Below are 16,616 nucleotides of genomic sequence, written 5' to 3' on the forward strand. Positions count from 1 at the left end.
TATTTTGAATAATCAATACGTTATTTTTATCTCGATAGACGACTTGTACCGGAAGTAATGAAGGAAGGGCTTGAAAAAACTGTTCTGGCTGATGGGTATTGATGCGACCTGAGATTTTACTCTTCGCTAATTGAGCGGGAGAAAGCTCGATATTTATCGATGAATAGTTTTAAGTTCATCGAGGACTTCTGAAAGTGGTTTATCGACAAAAATTAATTCACCAAAACGCCAACGAGCCACATCTAGCGGGTTGATGTGTTGGCGAGCGATTGGGCTGTTCGGCGATTGACTGACTGCACTGTCACCAGCAAGTAGGAAAACGGGTTGTTTGCTTGCGGCATCTTCAAAGCTGACAATGCCTTGGCTGACATTCACAGCAACTTGCTGAGCCACTTTGTTAACTTCAAATTCGGTTCCTACCACTTGAATACGCCGGTTATCAGCTTGAATTATAAAAGGCCGATAGGGGTTGGATTTGACTTTAAAATAAACATTTCCCTGTTCCAGATACAGGTTACGTACTGGAGTTTCATAGGCGACATGAATACGGGTATTGCGGTTAAGAAACAGCTGGGAACCATCAGATAAAGTAACTTCTTTAGGCGTATCCGTTGCCACTAAGGTCATATTATTGAGCAACATTGAAGGTAAGTGGCTGTATGGCAAAAACAAAATAGCCGCAATAAAAAATGCTGCAAAAGTATTGCCCAAAGGGCGCCATAAGCGAAAAAAAGGGCGTTTTTCCTTGGGAAGTATTGTGCTAGCAGGGCGCGGCATGTGATCAAAATCGCGCCATAGTCCAGCAATGGCATCATACGCTTTTGCATGTTCAGGTGATGCAGCAATCCATTGTTTGAATTGCTCTGTTTCAAGGGCGCTGATACGTTGGCTGTGCATGCGGGTAAACCACAGCGCGGCTTCTTCATCAATGCGGCTTTCATCATCTGATGTTTGCAAAGAGTCGTGAGTCATTACGAATTATTGCCCTGATTATCAAGGTGTTTTTTACAGTGAACAAGCGCCGCCGCAATATGTTTTTCCACCATACTGATTGAAATTTCCATTCGTTCAGCAATCTCACTTTGAGATAAGCCATCAAAACGATACAGCAAAAATGCTTCTCGTCGACGGGGTGGTAACGTTTCAAGCGCTTCGCTTAGCCGTTGGATGCGTTGCTGATGTTCCAAGATTTCACTGGGATCAGCTTGGCTTTGTTCAAAATGCGGTTCATGAGTAACATCATCAATGGATGTTTCTGATTTAGTTTGGCGCTGGTTACGTCGCCAATGGTCAATCAAAACATGATTCGCAATTTTAAACAGATAAGCGCGGCTCTCTTTTACAGGCGTTTGTTCTTTACGGTTTAGCCATAGTGTAAACACATCCTGTGATAAATCATCAGCATCATTGCTGTTATCTAGCCGATTGCGGAAAAAGCGCACAAGTTGGCTATATGTTGACTGATACGCACCGCTAATTTTACGGGCAAGAGATTTATCAATAGTCATTTTACTGGTGTTAATGTCTTAAAAGAGCACAATTGTGCTGATTAATAATCTGCTCAGATTACTTTATTATTTAAATCAATAAGTTGTTTTAATAATTATGTTTTTACTAATAATAATGAATATCATTTTTGTTTGTATTATGCCTATAATCTGCAAAAAATAAAGTCGTGAGGCAGAATATGAGCAGTATGACGGGTCAGTTAGAGCGCCCGATTTTCCGTCCACTAGGCGGTTTGGTTTTAAGTTGTCTTTTCCATGGAACACTGGCAATCATTTTTATCGGCTGGTTTACTTCTTCAATTCCGAAGACCGGAGTACTACCACCAGCAATTTCGTTGCAGCTGGGTGTTTATCAGCTTGAAAAACAGGCAGAGCCTGAAATTAATCATGCCCCTAAACAACACATGACGACGCGTGAAGAGTCATTGCCTGAAGTGGTTGAAAAGGTAGATAAATTGCCTGAAACTGCGATCGTAGATAATGGCACATTGACGAAAGTCAGTGAGAAAAAACGACCACCGAAAAAGACAATTCCACAAGAGAAAAAAGTGATCGACGAAGCCCCTGTAACTACGCAGGAATCGATGGTGACTTCCGCTCCTGCATCAGGGAGTGAATCCAGTAGCAGTGCGAATTTCTCCAGTAATGCGTCTGCGGCAGTGAGTGGGCACCAAGGCTGGCAAAGTGAGGTTCATCAGCGGATAGCCAAGACCAAACGCTATCCACGTGCAGCGTTGCGTTACCGCTCAACTGGGGTCTCTCATATAAAAGTGGTTTTGGATAGTCGGGGTGAAGTGATTGCCGCCAGCTTATTGAATTCATCCGGTACGAAAATATTGGATAAAGAAGCGTTGGCGACAATTTCACGTGCTGCGCCTTTTCCTACCCCGCCAGAAACATTGTTGGTAGATGGCCGGGTCGAGTTTATTGCGCCAATCGTGTTCGATACAACGTCTATTTAAATTCAACTAAATAGCCCTTTTTAGGGCTATTTATCAGGTGAATTTGGTCTGTTTTTTGGGGTCGGTCGTTTAGGGCGATAAGGACGAGGTTCTTTCTTTCGTTTCAAACGTGCTGGCTTAGTAGCAGGTGTCCCTTTGCTCTCTTGCTTGCCATCTTCATTACTGTCGTCATCTCCATTATCATCTTGATTTTCCTCTGTATTAACGACGAGCGGAGGGGCTTGTTTGTGGCCTTTCTTTTTCTTTAAACGCAGTAATGTATTTGCTAAAACGAAGCCAATACATAAGGCAAGTAGAATAAAAATTCGTAATACATTGGTGCTGTTATCCGCTTGTTGAATTTCAGCGGCAAGGAGCTCCGTATCAATGGTTAAACGCAAATAGCCTTTTGGCTCTTTTGTGCCTTGGATGGGAACGACAAGCTGGTATTGAAAGTTTTGTAGTGAGGAGTTGTCATCGATGGCCAGCCGTTCTTTCACCGTTGTCGGCTCACCGACTTGAGTGACCAGTGTGCCACTGGCAGTATAGATACTGGCATCTAAAATATACCTATCTTTCACCACGTTATTTAAATTGGCATTAATTCGCTCTAAATTAAAATCTTTACTGCCGGGAACAATATAATCAGATAAGCTGAAAGCAACTTGCTCAGCAAGAACATAAGTCAATTGTTTAAATTGCTCAATTCTGCCTTGGTTTTGGCTATTTCCTAAATAAGAAATACCATGCATAAGTAAAGTTACCAACGCAACGCAGATAACGATAATGACTGTTTTGTGGAGCCTAAAGGTAAGTTTCATTGCTTTATTGGTGCTCTCGACTTATTTTGAGTATAAAGATGCCGTTATACTTTAGCGAATATGGGGTTATCTTCAGTTTTAACAGTAAATACATAAGGTCACAAAGCCTTAAAATTTAGTATAGTGGCTTCGTTCGGCTGCTCGCAACTTATCATTATAAAAAAGTTACACTCTAAATAATTCGAGTTGTATGTAGGCGACAAACGAAGATAGTCCGATGAGCATACATAAGTATGTGATTCGGCTAGCTGAGCGTAGTCAACAACCAGACAACTTGAAGTATGACGAGTATATCGATTACAGGAGCTAATTTTCATGTCAACGAGCTTGACCTATTGTTATCTACCCGACGAAATCCAAAAATGGCCAGGGTTGCCATTGTCATTAAGTGGTGAAGAAGTGATGCCATTGGATTATCGTGCTGGGGATAGTGGGTGGTTACTATATGGCCGCGGCTTAGATAAAGCGCGGATTAGTAATTTCCAACAGCGATTAGGGATCGCTATCGTAATTGTCTCTTCGTGGCGTATTGATGACTACCAAGTGGTCAGAATCGCTGGGAGTATTACACCTCGAATTAAAAAACTCGCTGACGAATGTTTATTAGATGTCGTGCCATTAGGGCAAATTCCACGTTTGCGTTCACCGGGCCTATTACTGATGGATATGGACTCGACAGCGATTCAAATTGAATGTATCGATGAAATTGCTCGCTTAGCAGGGGTAGGGGAGCAGGTTGCTGAAGTGACCGAGCGAGCCATGCTAGGGGAACTCGATTTTACGGAAAGTTTACGAGCACGCGTTAGCTTACTTGAAGGTGCCGACGCCGCTATTCTTGACCAAGTGATGGAAACATTACCTTTAATGCCAGGTTTAACGAACCTTGTGCGTAAGTTACAAGCGATGAATTGGCACATTGCGATAGCCTCCGGCGGTTTTACTTTCTTTGCGGATAATTTACGCCAACGGCTAAAATTGGTAGCTGCAGTTGCTAACCAGCTAGAAGTGAAAAACGGTAAGTTAACAGGCAAAGTCAAAGGCCCAATTGTAGATGCTAAATATAAAGCGCAAACCTTGATCAAACTGGCGGAAAAACTGGAAATTCCCATTGAGCAAACTGTTGCCATCGGTGACGGGGCAAATGACCTGAAAATGATCCGTAAAGCAGGGCTGGGTATTGCATATCATGCGAAACCAAAGGTGTATGCAAGGGCGAAGGTTGCGATTCGTCATGCAGATCTGATGGGGGTGATGTGTGTGTTGAGTGGGGGCCTCAAACACGAAGAACGCTAAATATTCTTCCTATTTCGTGCTGTGGCGGTGTTGGCTGCACTCGGCTGCTTGGGTCACATACTGGTGTATGCTCCCCAAGACATCCTCTTTTGCCGCCTAGCCACAACCCGAACTATTTTGAATATTGATATCGATATTTTATGGTTTGTGCTGTGGCGGTGTTGGCTGCACTCGGCTGCTTGGGTCACATACTAGTGTATGCTCCCCAAGACATCCTCTTTTGCCGCCTAGCCACAACGTGAACTATCTAGAGTATTACGGCTAAAGTGTTATGGATAATAAGAACTAAGAACTAAGAACTAAGAACTAAGAACTAAGAACTAAGAACTAAGAACTAAGAACTAAGAACTAAGAACTAAGAACTAAGAACTAAGAACTAAGAACTAAGAACTAAGAACTAAGAACTAAGAACTAAGAACTAAGAACAAAATTGAATTTTATGAGGGGGTTGCTGTGGCGAAAGGGGTTAAAAGGGCATTTGTCTGTAATGATTGCGGGGCGGATTATCCGCGTTGGCAAGGGCAGTGTAGTGCTTGTCATGCATGGAATACCATTACAGAAGTGCGTCTGGCCTCTGCAAGCTCTTCATCGCGTAATGACCGCTTAACGGGGTATGCAGGGAATGCGGCTGGGGTAAGTAAGGTTCAGAAGTTGTCTGATATTAGCCTTGAAGAACTGCCTCGTTTTACTACGGGTTTTAAAGAGTTTGACCGCGTACTTGGCGGGGGAGTCGTACCGGGTAGTGCCATCCTAATTGGAGGTAACCCGGGAGCGGGTAAGAGTACCTTATTACTGCAAACTATGTGTTTGTTGTCCCGTGAAATGAAAACCTTATATGTGACAGGGGAAGAGTCACTTCAACAAGTTGCGATGCGAGCGCACCGTTTAGGGCTACCGACTGACTCACTCAATATGCTGTCAGAAACCAGTATTGAGCAAATTTGTTTAACAGCGGAGCAAGAACAGCCCAAACTGATGGTGATTGACTCCATCCAAGTGATGCATATGGCAGATATTCAATCCTCTCCGGGCAGTGTGGCACAAGTCAGGGAAACCGCGGCTTATCTTACCCGTTTTGCGAAAACCCGTGGCGTTGCCATTATTATGGTTGGTCACGTCACTAAAGATGGCTCATTAGCAGGACCTAAAGTCCTCGAACACTGTATTGACTGTTCTATCATGCTAGATGGTGATGCGGATAACCGCTTTCGTACCTTACGTAGCCATAAAAACCGCTTTGGGGCAGTCAATGAGTTAGGCGTATTTGCCATGACAGAACAAGGGCTTAAAGAGGTCAGTAATCCTTCTGCAATTTTCCTAAGTCGTGGTGACGAAATTACCTCGGGTAGCTCCGTGATGGTAGTATGGGAAGGGACAAGACCGCTGCTGGTGGAGATACAAGCGCTAGTAGACCATTCGATGATGTCTAACCCACGGCGTGTTGCGGTCGGGCTTGAACAAAACCGTTTGGCCATTTTATTGGCAGTATTACACCGTCATGGTGGCTTGCAAATGTCAGACCAAGACGTTTTTGTCAACGTCGTGGGTGGGGTAAAAGTAACTGAAACCAGTGCGGATTTAGCATTATTACTTTCTTTGGTTTCGAGTTTTCGCGACCGCCCATTACCTAGAGATCTGGTGGTCTTTGGTGAGGTGGGGCTTGCAGGGGAAATTCGTCCAGTTCCAAGTGGTCAGGAACGTATCTCTGAAGCAGCAAAACATGGTTTTAAGCGTGCTATTGTGCCCCATGCGAATATGCCAAAGAAATCACCGCCAGATATGAAAGTGTATGGCGTGAAAAAGTTAGCGGACGCATTAAGTATTTTGGATGAACTATAAGCTTTTAATCTAGGGTAAAAGGAAAATACATGGCTGAATTTGACTATCTTAAAAACGCAATCAAACGAGCGGGTTACACGCTCCAGCAAGTTGCGGATGCGACAGATATGACCAAAGGCTATCTCAGCCAGTTGATTAACGACAAAATTAAAAGCCCCAGCGCACAAAAAATCGCGGCATTGCATCGTTTTTTAGGCCTTGAATACCCTATTCAGCAAAAAACGATTGGCGTGGTGTTTGGCAAATTTTATCCATTACATACTGGGCATATTTATTTGATTCAACGGGCATGTAGCCAAGTCGATGAGCTCCACGTCATTCTCTGCCATGATGAACCCCGTGATAAGGACTTGTTTGTTAACAGTTCTATGTCTCAACAACCCACAGTAAGCGACCGTTTACGCTGGTTATTACAAACTTTTAAATATCAAAAGAATATTCATATTCACTCATTTGATGAAAATGGCATAGAGCCATATCCACACGGTTGGGAAGTGTGGAGTGATGGAATGAAAGGCTTTTTGAAAAAGCATAATATTAATCCAAGTTTTATCTATTCAGGGGAAGTGAATGACGTGCCGCGGTATAAAAAATACTTAGGTATCGAAACCATCTTGATTGACCCTGAGCGCACGTTTATGAATATCAGTGGTAACCAAATTCGCCAAGCGCCATTTCGTTATTGGGAATATATTCCAACAGAAGTGAAACCCTTCTTTGTGCGTAAAGTCGCCATTCTTGGTGGTGAGTCAAGTGGTAAATCGACATTAGTCAATAAGTTAGCCAATATTTTCAATACATCCAGTGCATGGGAATATGGCCGAGACTATGTGTTTAGCCACTTAGGTGGTGATGAGATGGCATTGCAATATTCTGACTACGACAAAATCGCCTTGGGACACGCTCAATATATTGATTTTGCAGTGAAATATGCTAATAAAGTGGCATTTATTGATACCGACTTTGTCACGACTCAAGCCTTTTGTTTGCGCTATGAAGGCAAAGAGCATCCATTTGTTCAGGCATTGATAGACGAATACCGATTCGATTTAGTAATAGTTTTAGAGAATAACACCCCTTGGGTCGCTGATGGTTTAAGAAGCTTGGGGAGTGATAAAGACCGGAAAGCGTTCCAAGGCTTACTCATTGAAATGCTTAAGAAAAACAATATTGAATTTGTGCGTGTAGAATCCTCAGATTATGACACACGTTTCTTGGAGTGCGTCACCCTTGTTCAGCAGTTACTGATGTTGGATGACTTATAAATAAAGTCACCCAATGAAAAACGGCATCGAATGATGCCGTTTTGATTCTATCTATATGATATCGATCCCTTAAATAATTTGAATTATAGGTAGGCGGCAAGAGAGTGAGTCCCTAGGAGCATACACCAGTATGTGACTAGGGCTCACGAAAGCAGCCAACACCGCTATAATTCTAAATTATGACAGGGATTATTTGGTCATACGCTTATACTTCATACGATGTGGCTGCAACGCTTCCGCGCCTAACGTCCGTTTTTTGTAATCTTCATATTCAGAGAAGTTACCTTCGAAGAACGTAATATTACCTTCGTCTTGGTAATCAATGATATGCGTTGCAATACGGTCAAGGAACCAACGGTCATGGGAAATAACCATGGCACAGCCCGGGAACTCTAACAGGGCGTTTTCCAGCGCACGTAAAGTTTCAACGTCGAGGTCGTTGGTTGGTTCATCGAGTAACAGGACGTTACCGCCCACTTGCAGTAATTTGGCTAAGTGTAAACGGCCACGTTCACCACCAGATAACTCACCAACACGTTTACCTTGGTCAACGCCTTTAAAGTTAAAGCGACCCACATAAGCGCGACTTGGAATTTCAAAGTTACCAATACGCATGATGTCTTGGCCGTTAGAAATTTCTTCCCAGACAGTTTTGCTGTCGTCCATCGCATCACGGAACTGGTCAACAGAGGCAATTTTCACGGTGTCACCTAACGTGATTGAGCCAGAGTCCGGTTGCTCTTGGCCCGATATCATACGGAACAGAGTGGATTTACCTGCACCGTTAGGACCGATAATTCCCACAATTGCCCCTTTCGGGATTGAGAAATTCAGGTTATCAATCAGAACACGATCACCATAGGATTTACTTAGGTTTTCAACCTCGATAACTTTATCCCCTAAACGTGGTCCAGGTGGAATAAAGAGTTCGCTGGTTTCATTACGTTTTTGATATTCCACGCTATTGAGTTCTTCAAATCGAGCCAAACGCGCCTTACCTTTAGCCTGACGGCCTTTTGGATTTTGGCGGATCCACTCAAGCTCTTTTTCGATAGATTTACGACGAGCGGCTTCTGTAGAGGCTTCTTGCGCCAAACGTTCATCTTTTTGCTCAAGCCAAGAAGAGTAGTTACCTTCCCAAGGAATACCTTCACCACGGTCAAGTTCGAGGATCCAACCCGCGACGTTATCTAAGAAGTAACGGTCATGCGTGATAGCCACAACAGTACCTTCGTAGTCGTGTAAGAAACGCTCTAACCAGGCAACAGACTCGGCATCCAAGTGGTTGGTTGGCTCATCGAGCAGCAACATATCGGGTTTTTCGAGTAGTAAGCGGCAAATGGCGACACGACGACGTTCACCCCCAGAAAGGTTTTCAATTTTAGCATCCCAAGCTGGCAGGCGCAGTGCATCCGCCGCTCGCTCTAATTGGTTGTCTAAATTATGACCATCTTGTGCGGAGATAATGGCTTCTAACTCGCCTTGCTCTTTCGCGAGTTTATCGAAATCTGCCCCTTCTTCCGCGTAAGCTGCATAAACTTCGTCTAAGCGTGTTAATGCATTTTTCACTTCGCTAACCGCTTCTTCAACAGCTTCGCGTACGGTGTGCTCAAGGTTTAGCTTCGGTTCTTGCGGAAGATAACCGATTTTCAGACCCGGTTGTGGACGTGCTTCACCTTCAATATCGGTATCAATACCCGCCATAATACGCAGTAACGTTGATTTACCGGCACCGTTAAGACCTAAAACACCGATCTTAGCCCCCGGAAAGAAGCTCAGAGAGATATTTTTTAAAATATGACGTTTCGGTGGAACAATTTTTCCAACCCGATACATACTGTAGACGTATTGAGCCAATTTATTTACCTTTTGATTTGTAAAGGGAATTTTAGTTTTTTAGTCTATTTTTGCTTTAACAAGCTTAGGCTGAAAAGCATTTAATAAACAGCTATATAATTTTCTAGAACTATACCTGAACATCAGAAGATCATCCATCCCTCTCAGTGATACAAGCTTGATGACTTTCTATTATCAATTTGTGGGTGTATAGTGTGTCTATACGCTATACAAGGAGTTGGCCATGATAAAAAGTTTTAAACATAAAGGAATTGAACACTTTTTTAAAATGGGCATTACGTCTGGTATTCAATCGAAGCACATAACAAAGTTACGGGTACAACTGACTGCGCTCAATGTTGCTAAAAAACCACAAGATATGTCTGCACCAAGTTGGAATCTCCATCAATTAAAACGGGGAGATTTGCAGCATCATTGGGCAATATCAGTGAATGGAAACTGGCGACTCACATTTAAATTTGAGGGTGAAGATGCCATTCTCGTTGATTATCAAGATTATCATTAAGTAAGGTGAACATAATGAGCAAAATGCATAATCCAGTACATCCGGGTATCGTTTTACGTGAATATTTAGAGGGTATTTCAGTCACTGAAGCTGCAAAAGCATTGGAGGTAACACGTACAACTCTCTCGCGTATTCTCAACGGTAATAGCGGTATTTCGGCAGATATGGCGATACGATTAGAAATGGCACTCGGAACCAGTGCTGAAATGTGGGTTGAGATGCAAGCCCAGTATGAACTTTGGCGAGCTTCTTTGGAAAAACGCCCCGCCATTAAACCTTTATTTCCGCGGAGGGAAGGTTGTAAGTCATTCATGGACTGAATGGTACGTAAAAGACTGTAAAGTCGAAAAATTCAAGAACTCTCTGCTGTTACTAAATAAAAACTTTCGGTAGCATTAACATTATTGATATATGTTTAATATACCCATAATCCTTCAAGTCGCAGCGCTTTTCGTTGAGGTATAAGTGACTACGCTCAGCTAGCCGAGTCGCATAGTTTATCTATGCTCCCTGTCTATCTTCGCTTGTCGCTGGCCTGTAACTCGAATTATTTGGGGTATATATAGGTTAAGGTCTTTCCTGTATTTTGACTTTAGTTTAGCGATGGAGCGAGTGAATATGAAAGGTTGGTTAGCGGCAGTACCTGTGACAATGTTGCTGGTTTCCAGCGCAGTATGGGCGGATTCCTTACAGGCACAACGGGAGCGTTATCAGGCAATTAAGGTTGCATGGGATGCCAATAAAATGGATGAAGTCGAGCGCTTGCTGCCGACCTTGCATGATTACCCACTTTACCCTTATCTCGCTTATCGTGAGTTAACTCAAGACTTGGATATTATCTCGCCACGACAAGTTCAGGAGTTTATTAATACCTACCCAACCTTGCCTGTCGCTAAAAATCTCAAAACACGCTTTGTCAACGAACTAGCTCGCCGCCAAGAGTGGAAATCGCTGCTTGAATTTAGCCCTGAGGCGCCAAAACCTGCCGAAGCCCAATGTAATTTTTATTTTGCTAATTGGGCTGTGGGAAATAAACAAGTTGCTTGGCAAGGGGCAGAAAAAGCTTGGTTAAATGGCCGTTCAATGCCGAGTGCTTGTGATAAATTATTTAACGAATGGGAAAAAGCGGGTTATTTAACCCCTGAGATGACCCTTGAACGTATTAATTTAGCCATAAAAGAGGGCAATACATCGATTGCTAGTTATTTAGCAAAACGCTTACCAACCAGTTATAAAACGATTGGTGATGCGCTAGTGAAATTACAAAATGACCCAGCCTCAGTCGTGACATTCGCTAAAACGATGACGCCAACGGATTTTACTCGCCAAGCCACCATCGCGGCCTTTAGCCGTTATGCGCGCCAATCTCCTGATGCGGCTCGTACAGTACTTAATAGCATAAGTTCTGCACAAAAAATGAATATGGCAGAAAAGCAGTTACTTAAAGACAGTATTGCTTGGCAATATATGGGTGATGTGACCCCTGAACAGGCCCAATGGCGTGATGAGACCATTCAAGAAAGCAATTCATCGTCATTGAAAGAGCGTCGTGTTCGTTTAGCGTTGGGAGCTGGTGATAAAACCGGTGTCGCGTCATGGTTAAAACGCTTGCCAGCGGAAGTGAAAAATAAAGAAGAGTGGCAATATTGGCAGGCCATCACGTTAATTGATGCAGGTAAAAAAGCAGAAGGTGAGACGTTACTTCGCCAATTAACTGAAAAACGCGGTTTCTACCCAATGGTTGCAGCACAAGTCTTAGAAGTAGATTACCCTGTATACGTTAAAACGGCCGTTAAGCCAGACTCAAGCATTAATAAACTCCCAGAAGTTCAGCGGGTTAGAGAGTTAATGTATTGGGAGCTAGACAACCTCGCTCGTTCTGAATGGGTGAGTTTAGTGGCATCGCTTCCAGCAAACCAGCAAGAGCAATTGGCTCGTTATGCGTTTGATAATAAATGGGCTGACCTCAGTGTTCAAGCGACTATCACAGCTAAACTTTGGGATCACCTAGAAGAACGTTTCCCATTAGCATGGGATAAAGAATTCAATTTATATACCAAGTCGAAAGATATTCAAAAAAGCTATGCAATGGCCATTGCTCGCCAAGAAAGTGCATGGAACCCACAAGCTCGCTCGCCCGTTGGTGCGACAGGTTTGATGCAGTTGATGCCAGCGACAGCAAAACATACCGCACAAAAGCAAGGTATTAATTATGTGAATGCGAGCCAGTTGACCAATCCTACGACCAATATTGAACTAGGGACGGCGTATCTGGAAGATGTTTATCAGCAATTTGGTAATAACCGTATTTTAGCCAGTGCGGCTTATAATGCAGGCCCATCCCGTGTGACTCGTTGGTTAGGTAACAGTGGTGGGCGTATTGATGCAGTCGCATTTGTTGAAAGCATCCCGTTCTCAGAAACCCGCGGTTATGTGAAAAATGTTCTATCGTATGATTTATTTTATCGACATTTTATGGGGCAGAAGAATAGTAAGGTGTTGCTTTCGAATGAATGGAATATGAAATACTAAAAATACTCTTCATATTTCGAATTGTAGGGGTGTTGGCTACGTTTGCTAACCCTAGTCACATACTTGTGTATGCTCCTAGGGCTTAGCATCACTTGCCGCCTACCTACAATCCGAACTATTTTGAGTATTCATATTTTTATATTTCGATTTATAGGGGCTTCGTATGTTAGCTTTAGTTGCATACAGGTGTATGCTCCCCGAGCTATCCTCGCTGGTCGCCTAGTCACAACTCAAACTATTTAGCGTATTAACGCAGTAACTAAATGAAATTTGGTTATTTTTTGTATTGTTGAAGCTTGAAAAGCGTTTGGTTGATGATTTCTAATAAGAGTGTGTTATTATTTGTACTAGTTAAATAGTATGGGTGGATAAACGATGACAGCAAATCAACAACATGACCCGGCGCTGACTGCCGATGAGAACGCTGACTGGCTGCGCTTTGTGAATTTATTACAATTGGCATTTGAACAAGATATTCATCTGCCAGTTCTTCAGTTATTACTCACGCCAGATGAGCGTACAGCGTTAGCGACTCGCGTTAAAATTGTACAAGAACTGATGCGCGGTGAAATGAGCCAAAGAGAACTGAAAAATGAGCTAGGAGTGGGAATAGCAACTATTACTCGGGGTTCGAATAGCTTAAAGTCAGCGCCTATTTCTGTGAAGGAGTGGTTAGAGCAGCAACTTCTCTAAAATACGCGTCATATTTTGCGCTGTGGCGTTGTTGGCTGCATTCGGTTACCCGAATCGCATACTTGTGTATGCTCATCGGGATAACCTCACTTGCCGCCTAGCCACAACCCAAACTATTTAGCGTATTGGTATTTATTGTATTTCAAATTGTAGGGGTGTTGGCTACGTTTGCTAACCCTAGTCACATACTTGTGTATGCTCCTAGGGCTTAGCATCACTTGCCGCCGACCTACAATTCGAACTATTTTGAGTATTCATATTTTTATATTTCAATTTGTAGGGGGGTTGGCTTAGTTCATTCGCCCTAGTCACATACTTGTGTATGCTGCTGCTCTCTTGCCGCTTTTTTCCCACAATCCGAACTATTTAGAATATGAAAGGGATGTATATTTCAGGTAAATAGGTACAAAAAAAGTATGGTTTCCCATACTTTAGTGTGAAAAGAGTGGTGTTTAATCGCACATGCAATTTTAATTATTTTAAGTATAATTAATCTTCTACTTGGTTTAGCTCTTTATAAATTTCATGCTTAATGGGAACTAAGGCCAATATCAAGGCTTGTTGGTAAACACTAGTGCGAGTTAATACCCCATCAGTGAAAAAACCAATGGCACCACCTTGTTGTTTGATATTATCGATGCCTGTTAAAAAGGCCATTTCATCACCGAGTTCGCGGCCTTCACGAATACCCGCCAGAATTTTTTCTGGGATCATAATACTGGCAGAGCGAGATTCGCCGCGTATTTGCTTATGCTCAATCACTATCCAAGCAAATGTCATATCGTCTTCGATACCTGCTTCAATACCAACCCAAAAATCCGCTTCGGGGCGAACTTGCCTAGAGGCCATAACGCGCTGTCTAGCCCCAGTACGGGTTTCATTATTACCGATAGGTTGCTGTGGAACACTGCTATCGACATTAATATCTTCAATTTGATAACTGCCAGCCCCAAAAACAGCATCGAAAGCAAGATGAATCGCTTTAATTTTGGCAGGATTAGTCGTTGCAGCTATAACTTGGTACATTAATTATTTTCCTTTGAACACATACTTCGAAAAGTAATAACGGAACACATCTATGTTACAGGTTTATCTTGTTCGCCATGGCGAAACTGAATGGAATTTAGCTCGTCGCATCCAGGGACAATCCGATAGCCCTCTGACCGCCACTGGACGACTGCAAGCAAGGCAGGTGGCTGAGAGGATAAAGTCAGAAGGCATTACCCATATTATCACTAGTGATATGGGACGCACACTGGAAACTGCACAAATAATTGCAAGTGTATGCGAATGTGAAATTACCACAGAACCGCGTCTACGTGAACTAAATATGGGCGTTCTTGAACAAAGAGCAATAGAGTCGTTAACGCCAGAGGAAGAACAGTGGCGCAAAAGCTTAATTGATGGGACTCGTGGAGGACGAATTCCAGAGGGTGAATCAATGGAGGAGCTGTATACACGTATGTTTGCAGCACTAAATAGCTGTTTAGATTTGCCTGAAGGTAGCCGCCCACTGATTGTTAGCCATGGTATTGCGCTAAGTACGTTAATTAGCCGTATTATGGGGGTTCCTGCCTATTCAGAACGCCGTCTACGTTTACGTAACTGTTCGTTATCTCGTGTTGATTACCAAAATAGCCCATGGCTTGCGAATGGTTGGATAGTTGAAACAGCCGGTGAGGTTACACACTTATCGCAGCCAGCTCTCGATGAGCAACAAGGTTAACTATTTAGAAAAAGGAGTTTCAACAAACTGAAACTCCTCTGCTTTAAGGGGTTATGGTCGAACCTGTTTTGATTGGTACATAATAATCAAAGGTATCGATGTGTGTCTTGGGGTCATCATTTTCTGGGGTGATATGACGTAAATCGATGTTTTTTAATCGATAATGTTCGATATCATAACCTGGTCGACGCGTTAAATTCAGCTTAGGCAAATATACGCCATAAATTTGGTACAAAAACTCTTGTAATGCATCTCGAGTTGGCGTCCCATTGAACGAAAATTTAACATAATGGCCACTTGGTAACGTTAAACTCGTGTACTGGTCAGTGTTAAAACTCGCATCCTCAGGTTTTACCGCAGTGGTATAGAATACCGTTTGTTCATCTTCTTTTTCTGGATTATGAATGGCATGGTGCAAGCCAAAAACTTCAGACGCAATAGTCGTCGTATTATCCAAATAGTAGTGCCAAAATGTTTGGCGCATTTGGGAACAAGCGGTCGGCCACTCTTCTAGTGCATAAGAGCAACTTTGTTCCAAGCCAACCAGCTCTTGTGCTGGCATTTGTAGGAATTCATGTTCAATATTGGTGTGATTATCTAAAATAATCGGTGGGCAAATACCTGCAGCGCACCATTCTTCACTCCGACGATAAAACGCTGGAGTTAGGTTAAATTGCTTTTTAAAGGCTCGAGTAAAAGTTTGTTGCGAATCAAATCGATACTGCAGAGCAATATCAAGAATTGGTCGGCTTGTTAGCCGCAATGCAACCGCTGCACGAGAAAGCCTTCTAGCTCGAATATAAGCCCCAATCGCTTGGTCTGTCACCTCTTTGAACATTCTTTGTAAATGCCACTTAGAGTAGCCCGCTTTTGCGGCAACATTATCTAGCGAGAGTGGTTTATCCAGATTGTCATCTATCCAGCGAAGCAAGTCGCGAATAATATTAGTTTGATCCATGTATATCCCCAGCCAATGCGACTTATAGAACAGATATAATCTATCAATGAATTGCTATTCTATATCAAGTTATCTTTTTCGTTTATAGTAAATGAGTTGTATTTGATAATTAGTTAAGAAAGTGAATAATAAATCTTGTGCCACTACGAGGTTTTATCGATTTTTAGTTGAATAGGAAATTCAGTATGCGTTGTTCCAGATTAAAAAATATCATACTTGCGGCATTATTATCAGTGTTGCCGAGCATCACATTTGCTGAGGAAATTGGTTCAGTCGATACTGTTTTTAAAATTTTCGGCCCTGATCATAAAATTGTTGTTGAAGCATTTGATGACCCTGATGTTGACAATGTGACTTGTTATTTAAGTCGTTCAAAAACAGGGGGGATCAAAGGGGGCTTAGGTTTAGCAGAAGACACCTCTGATGCTGCCATTTCATGTCAGCAAGTTGGGCCGATCGAGTTAAATGACCGTGTCAAACGCAAACCGACGAAAGGGCAAGTTGTCTTTCAAAAACGAACGTCTTTAGTATTCAAAAAATTACAAGTTGTACGCTTTTACGATCCAAAACGTAATGCATTAATTTATTTGACTTATTCAGATAAGATGATCGACGGCTCACCAAAAAATGCGTTAAGTGCAGTACCAATTATGCCTTGGTGATTAATTTAGATGATAA

Annotated in this window: 16 protein-coding genes; 10 read left to right on the forward strand and 6 right to left on the reverse strand. The window is 42.7% G+C overall.

Translation table 11 applies throughout. The annotated features are described in order from the left end of the window. Nucleotides 1–153: 153 nt before the first annotated feature. Both M1F17_RS03000 and M1F17_RS03005 read right to left on the reverse strand, forming a co-directional pair. The gene (locus tag M1F17_RS03000) at nt 154–972 is read right to left on the reverse strand and encodes a FecR family protein (protein ID WP_318837228.1); all 819 of its coding nucleotides are present in this window, start codon (nt 970–972) and stop codon (nt 154–156) included. Next, nucleotides 972–1,508, reverse strand: coding sequence for an RNA polymerase sigma factor (locus M1F17_RS03005; RefSeq protein WP_096864546.1), 537 nt, complete (start codon nt 1,506–1,508; stop codon nt 972–974). The genes M1F17_RS03000 and M1F17_RS03005 overlap by 1 nt, the downstream gene beginning before the upstream one ends. A gap of 179 nt (nt 1,509–1,687) precedes the next feature. Here M1F17_RS03005 and M1F17_RS03010 point away from each other — a divergent pair, with 179 nt between their 5' ends. Further along, nucleotides 1,688–2,470, forward strand: a complete 783-nt coding sequence (locus M1F17_RS03010) for an energy transducer TonB (protein ID WP_094962738.1) — start codon at nt 1,688–1,690, stop codon at nt 2,468–2,470. A 26-nt stretch (nt 2,471–2,496) separates the two neighbouring features. Here the strand turns inward: M1F17_RS03010 and M1F17_RS03015 are convergent, their stop codons facing one another. Next, nucleotides 2,497–3,270 carry an AhpA/YtjB family protein gene (locus tag M1F17_RS03015; RefSeq protein WP_004905710.1) on the reverse strand — a complete coding sequence of 258 codons (774 nt, stop codon included), beginning with the start codon at nt 3,268–3,270 and terminating at the stop codon, nt 2,497–2,499. A 315-nt stretch (nt 3,271–3,585) separates the two neighbouring features. Here M1F17_RS03015 and serB point away from each other — a divergent pair, with 315 nt between their 5' ends. The 3 genes from serB (at nt 3,586) to nadR (ending at nt 7,667) form a co-directional block, all read left to right on the forward strand. Beyond that, entirely contained in the window at nt 3,586–4,563 is a 978-nt protein-coding gene (gene serB, locus M1F17_RS03020; RefSeq protein WP_094962739.1) for a phosphoserine phosphatase, read from the forward strand. Between the two features lie 453 nt (nt 4,564–5,016). Then, complete coding sequence (gene radA / locus M1F17_RS03025) at nt 5,017–6,402, forward strand: DNA repair protein RadA (protein WP_094962741.1); 1,386 nt, start codon at nt 5,017–5,019, stop codon at nt 6,400–6,402. A 29-nt stretch (nt 6,403–6,431) separates the two neighbouring features. Further along, on the forward strand, nt 6,432–7,667 hold the full coding sequence (gene nadR, locus M1F17_RS03030) for a multifunctional transcriptional regulator/nicotinamide-nucleotide adenylyltransferase/ribosylnicotinamide kinase NadR (RefSeq protein WP_094962742.1): 1,236 nt from the start codon (nt 6,432–6,434) through the stop codon (nt 7,665–7,667). 189 nt (nt 7,668–7,856) lie between these two features. On the opposite strand, the gene ettA is transcribed toward nadR, so the two are convergent. Further along, the gene (ettA, locus tag M1F17_RS03035) at nt 7,857–9,524 is read right to left on the reverse strand and encodes an energy-dependent translational throttle protein EttA (RefSeq protein ID WP_004914750.1); all 1,668 of its coding nucleotides are present in this window, start codon (nt 9,522–9,524) and stop codon (nt 7,857–7,859) included. A 223-nt stretch (nt 9,525–9,747) separates the two neighbouring features. Between ettA and M1F17_RS03040 the strand changes: the two genes are divergently transcribed. From M1F17_RS03040 to trpR, 4 genes are all read left to right on the forward strand, one after another. Then, a complete protein-coding gene (locus tag M1F17_RS03040; protein WP_004905698.1) occupies nt 9,748–10,029 on the forward strand; it encodes a type II toxin-antitoxin system RelE/ParE family toxin in 282 nt (93 codons plus the stop codon). Between the two features lie 14 nt (nt 10,030–10,043). Further along, complete coding sequence (locus M1F17_RS03045) at nt 10,044–10,349, forward strand: HigA family addiction module antitoxin (protein WP_144141484.1); 306 nt, start codon at nt 10,044–10,046, stop codon at nt 10,347–10,349. A gap of 298 nt (nt 10,350–10,647) precedes the next feature. Further along, nucleotides 10,648–12,561, forward strand: coding sequence for a murein transglycosylase (sltY, locus tag M1F17_RS03050; RefSeq protein ID WP_164454971.1), 1,914 nt, complete (start codon nt 10,648–10,650; stop codon nt 12,559–12,561). A gap of 375 nt (nt 12,562–12,936) precedes the next feature. Then, entirely contained in the window at nt 12,937–13,254 is a 318-nt protein-coding gene (trpR, locus tag M1F17_RS03055; protein WP_004905694.1) for a trp operon repressor, read from the forward strand. Nucleotides 13,255–13,743: 489 nt separating this feature from the next. On the opposite strand, the gene yjjX is transcribed toward trpR, so the two are convergent. Further along, complete coding sequence (gene yjjX / locus M1F17_RS03060) at nt 13,744–14,280, reverse strand: inosine/xanthosine triphosphatase (protein WP_004914743.1); 537 nt, start codon at nt 14,278–14,280, stop codon at nt 13,744–13,746. A gap of 52 nt (nt 14,281–14,332) precedes the next feature. Between yjjX and gpmB the strand changes: the two genes are divergently transcribed. Next, a complete protein-coding gene (gene gpmB / locus M1F17_RS03065; RefSeq protein ID WP_004905690.1) occupies nt 14,333–14,980 on the forward strand; it encodes a 2,3-diphosphoglycerate-dependent phosphoglycerate mutase GpmB in 648 nt (215 codons plus the stop codon). Nucleotides 14,981–15,023: 43 nt separating this feature from the next. Here the strand turns inward: gpmB and robA are convergent, their stop codons facing one another. Beyond that, nucleotides 15,024–15,938 (reverse strand): MDR efflux pump AcrAB transcriptional activator RobA, encoded by a 915-nt coding sequence (robA, locus tag M1F17_RS03070; protein ID WP_318837230.1) that lies wholly within the window; start codon nt 15,936–15,938, stop codon nt 15,024–15,026. 185 nt (nt 15,939–16,123) lie between these two features. Here robA and creA point away from each other — a divergent pair, with 185 nt between their 5' ends. Further along, nucleotides 16,124–16,600, forward strand: a complete 477-nt coding sequence (gene creA / locus M1F17_RS03075) for a protein CreA (RefSeq protein ID WP_094961919.1) — start codon at nt 16,124–16,126, stop codon at nt 16,598–16,600. Nucleotides 16,601–16,616 lie beyond the last annotated feature (16 nt).

The sequence above is a fragment of the Providencia sp. PROV073 genome, from assembly GCF_033688125.1.
Taxonomy (GTDB): domain Bacteria; phylum Pseudomonadota; class Gammaproteobacteria; order Enterobacterales; family Enterobacteriaceae; genus Providencia; species Providencia hangzhouensis.